The sequence below is a fragment of the Pseudomonas sp. 3296 genome, from assembly GCF_031456615.1.
GTDB lineage: Bacteria > Pseudomonadota > Gammaproteobacteria > Pseudomonadales > Pseudomonadaceae > Aquipseudomonas > Aquipseudomonas mucoides.
Map to the genome: position 1 here is coordinate 111316 of NZ_JAVDUY010000007.1, position 14988 is coordinate 126303.

General features: G+C 61.4%; 13 protein-coding genes. 4 read left to right on the forward strand and 9 right to left on the reverse strand.

The window, feature by feature from the left end; translation table 11 throughout:
* Window positions 1-190 precede the first annotated feature (190 nt).
* Window positions 191-823 carry a hypothetical protein gene (locus tag J2X66_RS19805; protein ID WP_310267393.1) on the forward strand — a complete coding sequence of 211 codons (633 nt, stop codon included), beginning with the start codon at window positions 191-193 and terminating at the stop codon, window positions 821-823.
* 54 nt (window positions 824-877) lie between these two features.
* Here the strand turns inward: J2X66_RS19805 and J2X66_RS19810 are convergent, their stop codons facing one another.
* The 9 genes from J2X66_RS19810 to J2X66_RS19850 form a co-directional block, all read right to left on the reverse strand.
* On the reverse strand, window positions 878-2464 hold the full coding sequence (locus J2X66_RS19810) for an arylsulfatase (protein WP_310267396.1): 1587 nt from the start codon (window positions 2462-2464) through the stop codon (window positions 878-880).
* An 84-nt stretch (window positions 2465-2548) separates the two neighbouring features.
* Complete coding sequence (locus J2X66_RS19815) at window positions 2549-3196, reverse strand: SDR family oxidoreductase (RefSeq protein WP_310267398.1); 648 nt, start codon at window positions 3194-3196, stop codon at window positions 2549-2551.
* On the reverse strand, window positions 3193-3837 hold the full coding sequence (locus tag J2X66_RS19820; protein WP_310267400.1) for a TetR/AcrR family transcriptional regulator: 645 nt from the start codon (window positions 3835-3837) through the stop codon (window positions 3193-3195). The genes J2X66_RS19815 and J2X66_RS19820 overlap by 4 nt, the downstream gene beginning before the upstream one ends.
* Before the next feature lie 65 nt (window positions 3838-3902).
* Window positions 3903-4727, reverse strand: coding sequence for an SDR family oxidoreductase (locus J2X66_RS19825; protein ID WP_310267402.1), 825 nt, complete (start codon window positions 4725-4727; stop codon window positions 3903-3905).
* Window positions 4728-4757: 30 nt separating this feature from the next.
* Complete coding sequence (locus tag J2X66_RS19830) at window positions 4758-5174, reverse strand: MaoC family dehydratase (RefSeq protein WP_310267404.1); 417 nt, start codon at window positions 5172-5174, stop codon at window positions 4758-4760.
* A 14-nt stretch (window positions 5175-5188) separates the two neighbouring features.
* Window positions 5189-5629, reverse strand: a complete 441-nt coding sequence (locus J2X66_RS19835; protein ID WP_310267406.1) for a MaoC family dehydratase N-terminal domain-containing protein — start codon at window positions 5627-5629, stop codon at window positions 5189-5191.
* A gap of 29 nt (window positions 5630-5658) precedes the next feature.
* Complete coding sequence (locus tag J2X66_RS19840) at window positions 5659-6843, reverse strand: lipid-transfer protein (protein ID WP_310267408.1); 1185 nt, start codon at window positions 6841-6843, stop codon at window positions 5659-5661.
* A 27-nt stretch (window positions 6844-6870) separates the two neighbouring features.
* The gene (locus J2X66_RS19845; protein WP_310268377.1) at window positions 6871-7971 is read right to left on the reverse strand and encodes an acyl-CoA dehydrogenase family protein; all 1101 of its coding nucleotides are present in this window, start codon (window positions 7969-7971) and stop codon (window positions 6871-6873) included.
* 364 nt (window positions 7972-8335) lie between these two features.
* A complete protein-coding gene (locus tag J2X66_RS19850) occupies window positions 8336-11155 on the reverse strand; it encodes a LuxR C-terminal-related transcriptional regulator (protein WP_310267410.1) in 2820 nt (939 codons plus the stop codon).
* Window positions 11156-11350: 195 nt separating this feature from the next.
* Between J2X66_RS19850 and J2X66_RS19855 the strand changes: the two genes are divergently transcribed.
* Genes J2X66_RS19855 through J2X66_RS19865 form a run of 3 tightly spaced genes read left to right on the forward strand, consistent with a single transcriptional unit; the run spans window position 11351 to window position 14972 of the window.
* Entirely contained in the window at window positions 11351-12505 is a 1155-nt protein-coding gene (locus J2X66_RS19855; RefSeq protein WP_310267412.1) for a CaiB/BaiF CoA-transferase family protein, read from the forward strand.
* A 57-nt stretch (window positions 12506-12562) separates the two neighbouring features.
* Complete coding sequence (locus tag J2X66_RS19860) at window positions 12563-13366, forward strand: enoyl-CoA hydratase-related protein (RefSeq protein WP_310267414.1); 804 nt, start codon at window positions 12563-12565, stop codon at window positions 13364-13366.
* Complete coding sequence (locus J2X66_RS19865) at window positions 13296-14972, forward strand: long-chain fatty acid--CoA ligase (protein WP_310268380.1); 1677 nt, start codon at window positions 13296-13298, stop codon at window positions 14970-14972. Before J2X66_RS19860 ends, J2X66_RS19865 begins: the two co-directional genes overlap by 71 nt.
* The last annotated feature ends 16 nt before the right edge of the window (window positions 14973-14988 follow it).

Below are 14988 nucleotides of genomic sequence, written 5' to 3' on the forward strand. Positions count from 1 at the left end.
ATTTTTTTATCTGAAATTCAGGAGGCGGTAAATAAGTCGATCATTGGTTTGCCAAGTGAATCAATGGACTACGCAGTGTCAGGTCTGCGATTTGGCATCTCTTATAAAAGTAAGATCGCACAGGGGCTTAAAAAGTTAAATGCCCTTTTAGTTGCCGATCTGTACTATCGAACAAGGTGGAGAAAGTACCGTGGCGATAAATACAATTATGAGCCTGCTCGAAAATAAAGAATGTATGGAGTTTGTGCGGCTGGGCGTTATTTACGTTCATTTAGTGTCTTGTTGTGTGGCCATTGGTTTGGTGTTGACCAGTGATGTTGCAATGGTTAGAGATTTATTAAAACGAAAAGCATTCACTGAGCACGATCATGCTCATATGGAAAGTTTGCAGAAGTCTGTGATCGTTGCATTGATAGCCTTGTGGGTGACGGGCGCCGCGGTAATCGGTATTGATTACCTGGAAAAAGGTATGAGCTACTTCATGAACCCAAAACTTCAAGCCAAAGTGATCATTGTCATGCTGCTGACCTACAACGGCATCTTGTTGCATCGCCTGGTATTGCCCGCGCTGCAAAAGGCAGGCTCCTTGCTCGATCTCGGGTTCAGCGCACGGATGCTCGCGCTGTTCTGCGGCTCGCTGTCGGCCGTGTCCTGGATGTATGCGGCCATGCTGGGCGTCGGTCGGCCATTGGCCTGGAAATACTCCCTGTCCGAACTGTTGATGGCGTATCCGGTGCTGATTGCGCTGGGTTTCCTGACCATGCTGGTGTTGACGCAGCGAGTGAAACAACAGAACTACGCCGTTAATACTTCAGTGGGTTGAGGTGGTGGTCTAGCGCAATGGGCCGCCCGTCGACCACGAAGGGCGGCCCACCGGTCACGGCTTGACTTGAGCCTTGGCCTTCTCCTCGATTTTCGCATCCACTGCTGCACGGATCTGATCAATGCTGAAGCTCGCCGGTTTCTGGCTTGGCGGGTACTCGATGAACGTCTGCAAGAACCTCGCAGCCTTGGCCACCCCGGCTGCCAACAGGTAAGAGTTCTTTACTGTCCAGTCGTAATACTGGTCGGAAACGATGTCGGCACGTTCATACGGGTCCATCCGCAAGTTGAACAGTTTCGGCACGCGCAACGGCACGAACGGGCTGCTCCAGACCGTGAAACCACCCGGTTCGCGTTGTTCGGCGAAGACCACTTTCCAGTTGTCGTAACGCATCGACACCAGCACGCCGTCGTCGTTGAAGTAATAGAACTCCTTGCGCTCGCCTTTAGGTTGTTGGCCGGTCAGGTAAGGCAGTTGGTTGTAGCCGTCCAGGTGCACTTTGAAGCTGGCGCCACCGGAAACCGGCGCCCAGCCCTTCAGCAGTTTGTCTTTCACGCTGTTATCGCCCGCAGCGGCGAGCAGGGTAGGGAACCAGTCCATGCCCGAGAACATTTCGTTGGAGACTTCGCCGGCTTTGATCTTGCCTGGCCAGCGCACAATTGCCGGTACTCGGTAAGCGCCTTCCCAGTTGGAGTTCTTCTCGTTACGGAACGGCGTGGTCGCCGCGTCCGGCCAGGAGAACTGGTTCGGGCCGTTGTCGGTGGTGTAGACGACGATGGTGTTGTCAGCGATTTTCAGGTCATCGAGGGTTTTCAGCAGTTTGCCAACGTCGCCGTCGTGTTCCAGCATGCCGTCCGCATACTCGTTGCCGGGCATGCCGCTCTGGCCCTTCATCGAGTCGCGCACGTGGGTGAACAAGTGCATGCGGGTGGTGTTCATCCAGACGAAGAACGGTTTGTCGGCCTTGGCCTGTTTCTCGATGAACGCCTGGGCGGCGGCGGTGGTTTCGTCGTCGATGGTTTCCATGCGCTTGGCCGTCAAGGCGCCGGTGTCCTCGATCTTGCCGTCGGCGTAGCTGTGGATCACGCCGCGTGGCGTCCGGGATTTGACGAAATCCGGGTCATCCTTGGGCCAGTAGGGGCGCTCGGGTTCTTCTTCGGCGTTGAGGTGGTACAGGTTACCGAAGAACTCGTCGAAACCGTGGTTGGTCGGCAGGAATTCATCCTTGTCGCCCAAGTGGTTCTTGCCGAACTGACCCGTCGCGTAGCCTTGGGATTTCAACGCTTGGGCGATGGTGATATCGCGTTTCTGAAGGCCGATCGGCGCACCGGGTACGCCGACTTTGGTCAAGCCGGTGCGCAACGGCGACTGGCCGGTGATGAAGGATGAACGCCCGGCGGTGCAGCTGTTTTCCGCGTAATAGTCGGTGAACAGCATGCCTTCATGGGCAATCCGGTCGATGTTCGGCGTCTTGTACCCGACCACACCCATTGAATAGGCGCTGATGTTGGTCTGGCCGATGTCATCGCCGAAGATCACCAGAATGTTGGGTTTTTCAGCGGCCCCGGCGTTTGCCGAAATCGCCATGACCGTTGTCGCCACCAGGGCGAGTCTCGGCAGCCACTTTTTTATGCGAGTCATCTGACTGGCTCCTTGTTGACGGGCGTCGCGAAGAGCGACCGACGGCCATGTTCAAGGCTCATCAACAGGAGCACGCCACCCGTATCAGGTGGCGCGATGTTCAGCACCGTCGACATGCAGCACCGCGCCGGTGACGCTGGCACCGGCACCGCTGGCCAGTAGCAGCAGCGGGCCGTTGAGCTCTTGCAGGGCGCTGTCATTGCCCCGGCCCGCGCCGGCGGCGATCACGTTGACGCGAATGCGATGCGGCGTCAGTGACTGGGCCATGGCGCGACTCATGCGGATCAGGCTGCTGTTGGGCCGCAGGCAAGGGTTGGGTTCGGTGATGGGGCGGGGCGGCGGGTCGATATTGACGATGCTGCCGCCGCGTTCGGCCCGGATCATGTGCAGGCTGGTGCAGTGGACGATGTGGTTGTTCAGCGCAATGTGCTCGCGCTCGGCGCTGTTATTGATCAGCACATCGACGCTGCCGAAGCGTTCCTGCACGGCCGTCAGTGCCGCTTCGATGCTCGGCCGCCGAGCGCTGTCGAGCGCCACGGTCAGCACTTCGCCGCCTTCCCAGCGCAGGTCGGCGACCAATTGTTCGAGTTGCGCCGGGTGCTGCGCGCCGAGGGCCACGCGGGCGCCGGCGAGGCTGATCAGCCGGGCAAAATGGGCGCCCAGGCGTGTGGTCGCATCGGCCACCAACACGGTTTTGCCGGCCATGGAAAACGGTTGCATGAGATCGCTCATGGGCGCACCTCCATCGGCACGGAACGGCGGTTGATCACGGTGCGCGGCACCGGTATCCGAGTGATCGGGATGGGCACGGCGCCGAGCATTTTCATCACCAGGTCCGAGTAATGCTTGATCACGTCATCAATGCCCCAGCGGCCGTCGGCCTGATACCAGACGCAGGCGTGGGTGAGCATGTTGAACAGGGTGCGCGCCATCAGTTTGGGCTCGGCGCAACTGAGCGAGCCTTCCTTCACGCCTTGTTCCAGCAACTCCTGAAGGGCTTTCAAATACAGACGTCGGGCCTGACGCACTTGCTCCAGGTCTTCTTCGCCCAGGCTTCTGAATTCCAGATTGCCCAGCATGGCCTCGTCCTGATGCTCCAGGTGATAGCGCACATGGCAGGCAATGAACGCGCGCAGCTTCAGATCGGCGGTGGCCTTCTTCGGGCGGCAACGTGTCCACTCCCGGGACAGTCCCTGGAGGTATTCCAGGATCAGTTCCAGCAGCAGTTCGTTTTTGCCTTTGTAGTAGAGGTACAGCGTCGAGGCGTTGATACCGGCTTCGGTGGCGAGCTGTCGAAGGCTCATCGACTCATAGCCGTTGCGCGAAATCAGTTTGATGGCTGCCAGGCGGATGTTGATTTCAGTCATGTTCATGGTGTTGATCCTGCGGTCATCAAGCTTAAGCGGTGGTGAGGGAGCCAGCTCCCTCACCACACTGCTTATTGCAGGTCGCCTGCGACAGCGATGGTTTGCGCGGTGATGTAGTTCGATTCCGGCGAGCAGAAAAGGTACACGGCGTCGGCTGCTTCTTTCACAGTGCCCGGGCGACCCAATGGGTTGCGCTGGGCGAACGACTTGGCCGCATCCGGGCTGATGCCGACACGGATGTCACGGCCTTCGATGCTTACGGTGGCGCCAGCATGCGCATCGGCGCTGGTCATGCGGGTTTCGATGAACCCGAAGGCCACGGCGTTAACGTTGACCTTGAAACGACCCCATTCACGCGCCAGCGCACGGGTCATGCCCAGCACACCGGCCTTGGCCGAGGAGTAGTTCATCTGCCCGGCGTTACCCTTCAGGGCCGAAACCGACGAGATGTTGACCACTTTGCGGAACACTTCACGTTCTGCAGCAGCGTCGGCCTGGGCCTGCGCCTTGATGATCGGGTAGGCCGCGCGCAGGATGCGGAACGGTGCGGTCATGTGGCAGTCGAGGATCGCGTACCACTGCTCGTCGGTCATCTTCTGAATCACGTCGTCCCAGGTGTACCCGGCGTTGTTGACGATGATGTCGATGCCGCCGAAGGAGTCCATCGCGGTCTTGATGTAGCGCTCACCGAAGTCCGGGGCGCTGACGTTGCCGTGGCAGACGGCCGCTTCGCCACCCATTTTGCGGATCAGTTCTGCGGTCTCGTGGGCCGGATCGGCGTCCAGGTCGTTGATCACGATGCGTGCGCCCTCACTCGCCAGTTTCAGGGCGATTTGCTGGCCGATACCACGACCGGAACCGGTGACCAGTGCGACTTTGCCTTCGAGTTTTGCCATGGGGTGCTGCTCCTCAATTATTGGGTTTGTTTACAGAGCGATGACGGCATCGCCGACAATCTTGATGTCGCCGTATTGGTTGCTGGTGCGGATTTCGACCTTGATGCGTTGCTCGCCATCCACCTCGAAACGGTCCACCACGCTGCCTGTGCAGGTGATCTGGTGGCCCAGGTGGGTGATGCCGAGAAAGCGCACGCCGAATTCGCGCAACTGGCGTTGATCGACCCACTGGGTCAGCAGGCGACCGAGGTAGGCCATCGACAACATCCCGTGGGCGAACACGTCGGGCATGCCCGCCTTGTGTGCATAGTCGGTGTCGATGTGAATAGCGTTGTGGTCACCCGACGCGCCGGCAAACAGTGCCAGCGTGGTGCGGTTGATCGGCGGCAGGGCCAACGGGGGCAGGGTGTCGCCGATGTTGATTTTTTCCAGGCTTATCGCGTTCATCTGTGTTCTCCGCTTCAGCTGTTGCGCTGCACAAGCACACTGCGCAGATCCGCGACGTGCTCACCGTGCTGATTGGTCACTCGGGTTTCGCGCACCACGAATTCCAGCGCGCCACCTTTCTTGTCGTAGATGTCGGCGATGCGCACATCGAAGCGCAGCGTGTCGCCCGCATAGGCCATGCGGTGATAACGGAACGATTCTTCGCCGTGCAGGATGCGCGCGGTGATGATGCCCAGTTCGTCACGCCAGGCGTTGGACGGGATCTGGAATTCCAGGGAAAACAGAAAGGTCGGCGGCAGCGGCTGGTTGGGATAGCCGGCGTCACGCGCCGCTTGCTCGTCGAAATAGATCGGGTTGGTTTCCCCGGTGGCCTTGGCGAAAAAGCGCAGTTGCCCGGCTTCGGCGGTGGCGAGGAACGTGGGCAGTTGTCTGCCGATGTGCTTCTTGTCGATCATCTGAATGGCTCCTTTGAATGCCGGGCGCGTCAGTTTTTCTGGTACACGGTCACCACGCAGGCGCCGCCCAGGCCGAGGTTGTGTTGCACGGCGATGCGGGCGTCCTGCACCTGACGTTGCTCGGCGGTGCCGCGCAATTGGTGGGTCAGCTCGTAGCATTGGGCCAGGCCGGTGGCGCCCAGCGGGTGGCCCTTGGAAAGCAGGCCGCCGGACGGGTTGGTCACCCATTGGCCGCCGTAGGTGTTGTCGCCATCGTTGACCAGTTTTTCGGCGCCACCTTCGGCACACAGGCCCAGGCCTTCGTAGGTCAGCAGTTCGTTCTGCGCGAAGCAGTCGTGCAACTCGATCACGTCGATGTCTTTCGGGCCGATGCCGGCCTGGTTGTAAGCGATGTCAGCGGCCATGCGCGTCATGTCGAAACCGACCACGCGGATCATGTCCTTGGCGTCATAGGTGCTCGGCAGGTCGGTGGTCAGCGCCTGACCGGCGATCAACACGTCGGTGCGCAGACCGTGTTTTTTCGCGAACGCTTCGGACACGACAATGGCGGCCGCTGCGCCGCAGGTCGGCGGGCAGGCCATCAGGCGGGTCATTACGCCTTCCCACAACATCGGCGCGGCCATGACTTCTTCGGTGCTGACCACGTTGCGGAACACCGCCAGCGGATTGTTGGCCGCGTGACGGCTGGCCTTGGCGCGGATCTTGGCGAAGGTTTCCAGCTGGGTACCGTACTTCTGCATGTGCGCGTAGCCAGCGCCGCCGAACTGGCGGATGGCGTTGGGCAGGTCCGGCATGCCGATCAGTTCATCGGCCAGTTGCAGGGCACGCTCGGTAGCCGGTGCACGGTCGCTCCAGGCAGATTTCAGTGCGCCGGGGTTCATCTGTTCAAAGCCAAACGCCAGGGCACACTCGACCGCGCCGCTTTGGACGGCCTGGCGAGCCAGGAACAGTGCGCTGGAACCGGTGGCGCAGTTGTTGTTGACGTTAATCAGCGGAATGCCGGTCATGCCCACGCGGTACAACGCTTTCTGGCCGCAGGTGGAGTCGCCGTAGACGTAACCGGCGTAGGCCTGCTGGATGTCATTGAAGTCCAGGCCCGAGTCGGCCAGGGCCTGGCGGATCGCCTGTTCGCCCATGACATCGTAGGACTCATTGGTCCCCGGTTTCTTGAACGGGATCATGCCGACGCCGCCAACGAATACCTTATTGCTCATCGTGATTTTCCTTGTTGTTTTAGAGGGTCAGAGCTTGCGCGCGATCAATTCGCGCATGACTTCACTGGTGCCGCCATAGATGCGGTTGACGCGCATGTCGACGAAGGCGCGGGCAATCGGGTACTCCATCATGTAGCCGTAGCCGCCATGCAGCTGGACCATGTCGTCGATGCATTTCCATAGGGTTTCGGTGGTGTAGAGTTTGGCGATGGCTGCTTCCTCCAGAGTCAGGCGCCGGCGCATGTGCTCGCCCAGGTAATGGTCGACCATCACCCGCATGGCGGTGGCCTGGGCCTTGATGTCGGCGAGCTTGAACTTGGTGTTCTGGAAGTCCCAGACCGTCTGGTTGAAGGCTCTGCGGTCCTTCACGTAGTCCACGGTTTGTTCCAGCAAACGCTCCAGTTTGGCGGCGGCGGACACGGCGATGGAAAAGCGCTCTTGCGGCAGTTCGCCCATCAGGTAGGTGAAGCCCAGGCCTTCTTCGCCGAGACGGTTGCCGACCGGCACGCGCACGTTGTCGAAGAACAACTCGGCGGTGTCTTGTGCGTGCTGGCCCACCTTGTCGAGTTTGCGGCCACGCTTGAAGCCTTCGCGGTTGGCCTCCACGGCAATCAGGCTGATGCCCTTGGCGCCGGCCGCCGGGTCGGTCTTGCACACGACGATGACCAGGTCGGCGGTCAGGCCGTTGCTGATGAACGTCTTGCTGCCGTTGATCACATACTCATCGCCGTCGCGCACGGCGGTGGTGCGCACAGCCTTGAGGTCACTGCCGGTGCCGGGCTCGGTCATGGCGATGGCCAGGATGATCTCGCCGGTACAGATGCCGGGCAGCCACTTTTGTTTCTGTTCGTCGTTGCCGCAGCGATTGATGTAAGGGGCAATCACGTCGGAATGCATGCCGAAGTAGGGGCCGCTCACGCCGGCTCGGGCGAATTCTTCGTTGAACACCGCGCAATGGCCGAAATCACCGCCGCCACCCCCGTATTCGGTAGGCAGGGTGATGCCGAGCAACCCTTCGCGACCGGCCTTGAGCCAGGTTTCGCGGTCGACCTGACCGGCGTCATCCCAGGCCGCCTGACGTGGCAGGCATTCGCGCTCGAAAAAACGGCGCACGGTGGTGCGGAACATTTCATGGTCGTCGCGGAAAACGGTTCGGGCGATATGCACGCAAGACTCCTCAGTGATCACGGGCCGGCCTGCTGGGGCCTGGCGCTGATGCAAGGCGCAAGTTGCGCCGTTGGACTGAGGGTTACGATAGGGCGGGGGACAGACCGGAACGCCACCCGAGGTGGGTGGCAAGGCAAAAATCAATAATCAGATATCACCGCGCCCACACTGGATCTTCGGCGAACAGAGCATTTATGAACGACAACAATCCCTTGTGGGAGCGAGCTTGCTCGCGATGACGGACTGACCTTCAACATCGACGTTGGCTGAACCACCGCCATCGCGAACAGGCTCACTCCCACAGGGATTTTGTTTAACTGGAAATTCAGTGGCGGGCGTTGGCACTGTCCTGGGATTCCAGATCCCTCACCCGTGCCACCGCTTCATCACGGCTGTTGACGCCGAGTTTGCTGTAGATGTGGCTCAGGTGCCATTTCACGGTTTCCGGGGAAAGCCCCAGTGCCCGGGCGATTTTCTTGTTGGGCAACGCTTGGGCCAGCAGGCGCACGACTTCAATTTCCCGTTCACTCAAGGGCTCCATGCCGGCGGCGAGGGCTTTGCCGGTGGCGGTCGGGGAGGGTTTGTCGGCGGGTACGGCCGGTGCGGTGACCCGGGCCGCTTGCAAACGCTCGACATAAAACGCCAGCAATGGGTCCAGGGTTTCTTTGCTGGCGATCTGCGAGATCAAGTCCAGTGCCTCCGGGTGGGCGTCGAGCAGGCTGCGCAACAACCCGAAGCGCTGCCCTCGCCGCAACGCTTCGATGACCTTGTCGCGCGCGGCGTCCGGGTTGCCGCGCTTCGATTCGATCACGGCACTCAAGACCAGCAACCGCACCGTGCCCAATTGGCGGCGGTGCGACTCGCAGGTTTTGATCAGTTGTTCAATGCGCACTAACGCACCGTCCAGGTCGCCTTGATGCAGCTGCCAACGTGCCCGCGCATTCTCGGCCAGGATATGGATTTCCTTGAGCGCCGTATGCCCGGCATCCGGGTGGCGCGCATCAATCGCTTCCAGGCGCGTCAGTTTGGCCTGGGCCTGCGCCGGCTCACCCAGTATCAACAGCCATCGAACCTGCCAGGTCAGGCAGTACGCTTGCAGGCGTTCCAGGCCGAGCTTGATCGCGTATTCATCGAGCCGCTCGACATAGGCCAGGGCTTCCTGATGATTACCCGCCAGCCATTGCACATTCCACAGCACTTGCATCACGCGCAGTACCGAGTCTGGAATCGAGATCCGCTCCAGAATATCGACCCAGCCTGACAGCAGCTTAAACGCCGCATCGACATCATTGGTTTCGTAAAGCACCTCGCCCAGCAACGCTGCGGACAGGTAAGTCGCGTCGGCCCCGGCCTTGCCGCATTGAGCGGCTTCGTGCATCACATCCCGGTAAACCCGCTCCGCCTGCTTCATCTGACCTTCGATGGCGTGGCTCAAGCCGATCATGCAGCGCCCCTGAAGGCTACCGGCCGAGGTCCCGAGAAACGGTTCGCCATTGATCAGCAATGCCGGCCGGTCCAGTTGCACCTGACGCGCCTTTTCATACTCGCCCCTGTGCATGTAGAGCCAGGACAGGATGTTGGCGCACGAGCCAATGGCAACGCTGTTGCTGCCGGGTGGCGGGCTGAGCAATTGTGGGAGGACCGTCATTGCCGCGTCGGTGTCGTCACGTTGCAAGGCCAGGGAGGCGCGCAACAGCGCGATCATGAAACGGTCATGGACATCGCTTTCAGGCACGTCGTTGAATAACTGATCGAGGCTTCTGGCGCACGCCGTGAAGTCCCGCGCATACAGTTGCATGCGGGCCTTGAGGATGCGCAGTTTCACCCGTGCCTGTACTTGCTCGACCGGCAGCAACCGCACCAGCTCGATCAACATGCGCAGGTCGCCGTGGGCGTACAGCGTCTCGGCGTGTTGTTGCACCAGGTCAGCAGCAGAGTCGGGGTCGCCAGCCATGACCGCGTGGTGCACCGCTTCATCCAGATGCTGCTGGTCACGGAACCAGGCCCACGCCCTGGCGTGCACCGCCTGTTGTTCGGTCGCGCTGCGCGAATCGAAATACTTGAGCAGGGTTTCGCGCAGCAGCGGGTGCAGGCGATACCAGGTTTCGCGCCCGGCACCGTCCACCGGAATCAGGAACAGGTTGTCCCGTTCCAGCCGCGCGAGCAGGGCATTGGCATTGCCGACTGCTTCCGGGTTGCCACTGAGGGCGGCGCACAACGAGGCGCAGAATCGGTTGCAGACCGCCATCAGCAGCATTAAATCCAGGTCCGTCGGCGACAGATGGGACAGCACTTCGACTTCAAAAAAACGGGCAAACGCCTGATCGTCCCGAACCTGTGTCTGATCGGGCGTGGCGGCGCTCGGGCGGTTTTTCTTGCGGCTGACGGCAAGCAGTTGCAGCCCGGCCACCCAGCCATCGGTCAGCTCATGCATCAGCTTGGCTTCGTGGGCGGTGATGTCACCCAACTGGGCCTTGAGAAATTGTTCGGATTCGACCGGAGTGAAACGCAAGTCCCGCAAGTTCAATTCCAGCACCAGCTCCTGGCTGCGCAAACGCGCGAGCGATAGCGGCACCGCACTGCGCGAGACCAGCGCCAGGTGCAGATTGGCCGGTGCGTAATCGATCAGCCATTGCAGGGCCTGATGGATTCCGACGTCGGTCAAGTGATGCAGGTCGTCGAGCACCAGCACGAGTTCACGGGAACGACTGGCGATGCTGCGTACCAACGTGATGATCGTGCGTTCCACCGCTTCACTGTCGATGCCTCGACCTTCCAGCTGCGTGGCTTCGCGCACCAGATTCGGATCGATCTGGGCCAGGCTGGCCAGCAAATAGTCGAGAAAGCGCGTCAGTTCATTGTCATCCGCCGACAAGGTCAGCCAGGCCACATCGAAGCCCAGTGGCAACAATGCCTGACGCCAGGCGATCAGGGTCGAGGTCTTGCCGCAACCCGCCGGCCCCTTGAGCACGATGCAACGCTGGCGGCGCGCCTTGAGCATCTGGTCCTGCAACCGTTCGCGAGAAACCAGGCGCCCGGCGCTGCGCGGCGGGATCAGCTTGGTGCTGACGATAGGCGACTGCGTCGGTTTCAAGACCTGACTGACGGGCGTGTCCGAGGCATTGGACTTGCGGGGTTTGTCCATGGGGCTGTCCGAATCTTTTTTGTTATGGGCGTGCGGTGGATCCACAGGAGTGTAACGCACCGCCCGCATGTCTTGGCCCTGTGTTTGATCATTGCCACCCGATCCGGGTGGTCGTTGGTGAGGCAGGGATTGATCTACTGGAAGGCATAAAAACAGGAGTGCCTCGCGCTCCGTCAGCACAGTGGAGTGGCAGCAATGGGTGTACTGAGCGGTATTCGGGTGGTGGAATTTGAAGCAATCGGCCCGGCGCCGTTTGGCACGATGCTGTTGGCCGACATGGGCGCCGACGTGGTGCGGATCGATCGTCCGGTCGCCGCAAGTGACCTGGGCCCCAAGTTTGAAGGCAAGCGCAAGGACATCACCGGTCGTAATCGCAGCTCGGTCACCCTTGACCTGAAGAACCCTGAGAGTATCGCCGCCGCCCTGGAACTGATTGAGCGCGCGGACGTGCTGATCGAAGGTTTCCGCCCCGGCACCATGGAGCGCCTCGGCCTTGGGCCCGAGGTCGCACTGGCGCGCAATCCGCGTCTGGTTTATGCGCGCATGACCGGTTGGGGGCAGACCGGGCCGATGGCGGATCGCGCCGGTCATGACCTGAACTACATCGCATTGTCTGGCGTGCTCTCCGCGATTGGCCCGGCGGGCGGTCGGCCGGTGCCGCCACTGAATCTGGTAGGCGACTACGGCGGTGGCGGCATGTTGCTGGCGATGGGCGTACTGGCTGCATTGGTCAATGTGCAGCGTGGCGGCGCCGGGCAAGTGGTCGATGCGGCCATGACCGAAGGCGCGGCGCAATTGGGCTCGGTGATCTGGGGCCTGTTGGCCGGTGGTCACTGGACCGAACAGCGCGGCAGCAACCTGCTCGATGGTGGCGCGCCCTGGTACGACACCTATGAAACCCGCGACGGCCAGTACATGTCGATCGGACCGATTGAATCGCGTTTCTACGGGCAAATGCTGGAAATCCTCGGGCTGACCAATGCCGATCTTCCGGGTCAACACGACCGGGCCGGCTGGCCGCGATTGCGTGAAGCGTTTACGACGGCATTCCTCAGTCGCACCCGGGCGCAATGGGCCGAAGCGTTCCAAAACAGTGACGCGTGTGTCGTGCCGGTGCTCGGTTTTGCCGAAGCCGTCGAGCATCCCCACAGCGTCGCACGCGGCAGTTTCATCGAGGTCGACGGCGTGGTTCAACCCGTGCCGGCTCCGCGTTTTCAGGGCACCCCTTCGGCTCAGCCGCGACCGGCGCCGCAACGTGGCGAACACGGCGACGCGGCATTGCGCGACTGGGGATTTGACTCCGTGGCCATCGAACGTCTGCGTGAGCTGGGCCTGGGCTTCAAGGCCTGACAGCCGCCTCATAACAACAAAAAACACAGAGAAATCCCGGAGCGCAGGAGTTAGCCCATGGCCATTCAGTTCAAGATCATCGAGCACGTGGCGGTCATCACGCTCGATGCGCAACCGTCGAACAATGCGCTGACCATCAGCGACCTCATGCACCTGCGTAAAACGCTGGTGGCTTGCCAGGATGACGAGCAGATCCGGGTCATCGTGCTGACCGGCGCAGGGGATCGAGTGTTTTGCTGTGGCGCCAGCCAGCGCGAACCCTCGCGAGTACTGCCCGGTTTTGTCGCCGGGGCCTTGAAAAGCCGCGAGACCGAAGCCGAGGAGGGCGGTTATGCGCGCCTGTTCGACCTCAGCGATCTGGAGATCTGGAAACCGGTGATCGCCGCCGTCAACGGTGCCTGCCTGGGGGGCGGGTTTGAGCTGGCACTGCAATGTGACCTGCGAATCGCTGCCGACACCGCCACGTTCGGCTTGCCCGAAGTGAGGGGTGCAACTATTCCTGCGGCAGGTGGCGTGCAGTACCTGCTGCGTGCAGTGCCCGCCGCCCACGCCATGAAAATGGCCCTGACCGGTGAGCCGATCAGCGTCCAGGAAGCCCTGCGCATTGGGCTGATCATCGACGTGGTGCCGCAAGACCGGTTGATGTCCGCCGCGCTCAACCTGGCCGAACGGATTGCCGCCAATGGTCCATTGGCGGTGCAGTCGATCAAGCAACTGGCGGTGCAGACCGCGCACCTGACGCCTCGGGATTTTGTGATTCAGGCCCACTTGCACTGGGGCTTGCTGCGCGATAGCCAGGACCACTCCGAAGGGCGCCTGGCCCAAGTCGAGCAACGCACACCTCGCTACATCGGCGCCTGACGCCTCGCGATACGTCCTCCCTGACAACAATAATTCACAGGAAACCACCATGTATCTGACCCAAGGGTTGCATCGCGTCCTGCAGCAACGACCTCACGCCCTCGCGACGGTCTTTCGCGACCGGCGCCACACGTACGCCGAACTGACCGGCCGCGTGGCCCGACTGGCCGGTGCCTTGCAGCGACTGGGCATGCACACCGGCGACCGCGTGGGCTTGCTCGGTCTGAACTCCGACCGTTTTCTCGAGTATTACCTGGCCACCTGGTGGGGCGGTGGTGTGGTCAACCCGGTGAACATCCGCTGGAGCGTGCCGGAAATCGTCTATTCGCTGGACGACTGCGACACGCGCATCCTGATGATCGACGACACCTTCCTGCCGATGGCCGAGTCGATCGCCGGCAGCGCCAAAGTACGGCCGCTGTTGATCCATGTCGGCGACGGTCCCGCGCCTGAGGGCATGCTGTCTTACGAACAACTGATCCGTGATGCCGAGCCGGTCGACGACGCCTTTCGCGGTGGTGAAGACCTGGCGAGCATCATGTACACCGGCGGCACGACCGGCCTGCCCAAAGGGGTGATGCTGTCGCACATGAACCTGTGGACGGCCGCCGTGGCCCGCGCCGCCGATGTGCCGGTACCCGCCGATGCGCTGACCTTGCACATTGCGCCCATGTTCCACATGGCGGCGATGTCGCGGGTGATTCTGATCTCGCTGCTCGGCTTGCCGAACCTCTTCGTTCCGGCGTTCGATGCGCCGGACGTGATGCGCACCATCGAGCGCGAGCGCATCACGGACATCCTGATTGTGCCGACCATGTTGCAGGCGTTGATCATGCACCCGGAGTTTGCCAGCCATGATCTGAGTTGCCTGCGCAGCCTGACCTACGGCGCCTCGCCGATTGCCGTGCCGCTGCTGGAACTGGCCCTTAAAGTCTTGCCGACCGTGGAATTTGTCCAGGGTTATGGCATGACCGAAGCCGCACCGCCGATCTCTGCCAACGGCCCGGAAAACCACAGCCTTGAAGGGATTGCCAATGGCCGCTTGCGTTCGGCCGGCCGCACGGGGCTGGGCGTGACGGTGCGTATCGTCGATGAACATGACAACGAAGTGCCACGGGGCACGGTCGGCGAAGTGCTGGTCCGTGGCCCGAACATCATGCTCGGCTACTGGAACAAACCCGAAGAAACCGCCCAAGCCCTGCGTGGCGGCTGGATGCACACCGGCGACGGTGCCTACATGGACGACGACGGTTACATCTACATCGTCGACCGCTTCAAGGACATGATTGTCAGCGGTGGCGAGAACGTTTATTCAGGTGAAGTCGAAAGTGCGATTTCCAGTCACCCGGCCGTTGCGGCTTGCGCGGTGATCGGTATTCCCTGCGCGCAGTGGGGCGAGGCGGTCCATGCGGTGATCGTGCTCAAACCGGATCGCGAGGCCGTTGGTGCAGAGATCATCGAACACTGCCGGCGGCGGATTGCCGGCTACAAGACGCCGAAATCGGTCGAGTTCCGTGCAGCACTGCCGCTGTCCGGTGCCGGCAAGGTGCTCAAGCGCGACCTGCGCGAACCCTTCTGGGCCGGCAAGGATCGGGGGGTGAGTTGATGGCGCTGGAGAAGAG

Bases quoted from the DNA above. Each gene is read 5' to 3' on its own strand.
- J2X66_RS19810 (WP_310267396.1), bottom strand. From the start codon at position 2,464: ATGACTCGCATAAAAAAGTGGCTGCCGAGACTCGCCCTGGTGGCGACA.
- J2X66_RS19815 (WP_310267398.1), bottom strand. From the start codon at position 3,196: ATGAGCGATCTCATGCAACCGTTTTCCATGGCCGGCAAAACCGTGTTG.
- J2X66_RS19820 (WP_310267400.1), bottom strand. From the start codon at position 3,837: ATGAACATGACTGAAATCAACATCCGCCTGGCAGCCATCAAACTGATT.
- J2X66_RS19825 (WP_310267402.1), bottom strand. From the start codon at position 4,727: ATGGCAAAACTCGAAGGCAAAGTCGCACTGGTCACCGGTTCCGGTCGT.
- J2X66_RS19830 (WP_310267404.1), bottom strand. From the start codon at position 5,174: ATGAACGCGATAAGCCTGGAAAAAATCAACATCGGCGACACCCTGCCC.
- J2X66_RS19835 (WP_310267406.1), bottom strand. From the start codon at position 5,629: ATGATCGACAAGAAGCACATCGGCAGACAACTGCCCACGTTCCTCGCC.
- J2X66_RS19840 (WP_310267408.1), bottom strand. From the start codon at position 6,843: ATGAGCAATAAGGTATTCGTTGGCGGCGTCGGCATGATCCCGTTCAAG.
- J2X66_RS19845 (WP_310268377.1), bottom strand. From the start codon at position 7,971: ATGTTCCGCACCACCGTGCGCCGTTTTTTCGAGCGCGAATGCCTGCCA.
- J2X66_RS19850 (WP_310267410.1), bottom strand. From the start codon at position 11,155: ATGGACAAACCCCGCAAGTCCAATGCCTCGGACACGCCCGTCAGTCAG.
- J2X66_RS19855 (WP_310267412.1), top strand. From the start codon at position 11,351: ATGGGTGTACTGAGCGGTATTCGGGTGGTGGAATTTGAAGCAATCGGC.
- J2X66_RS19860 (WP_310267414.1), top strand. From the start codon at position 12,563: ATGGCCATTCAGTTCAAGATCATCGAGCACGTGGCGGTCATCACGCTC.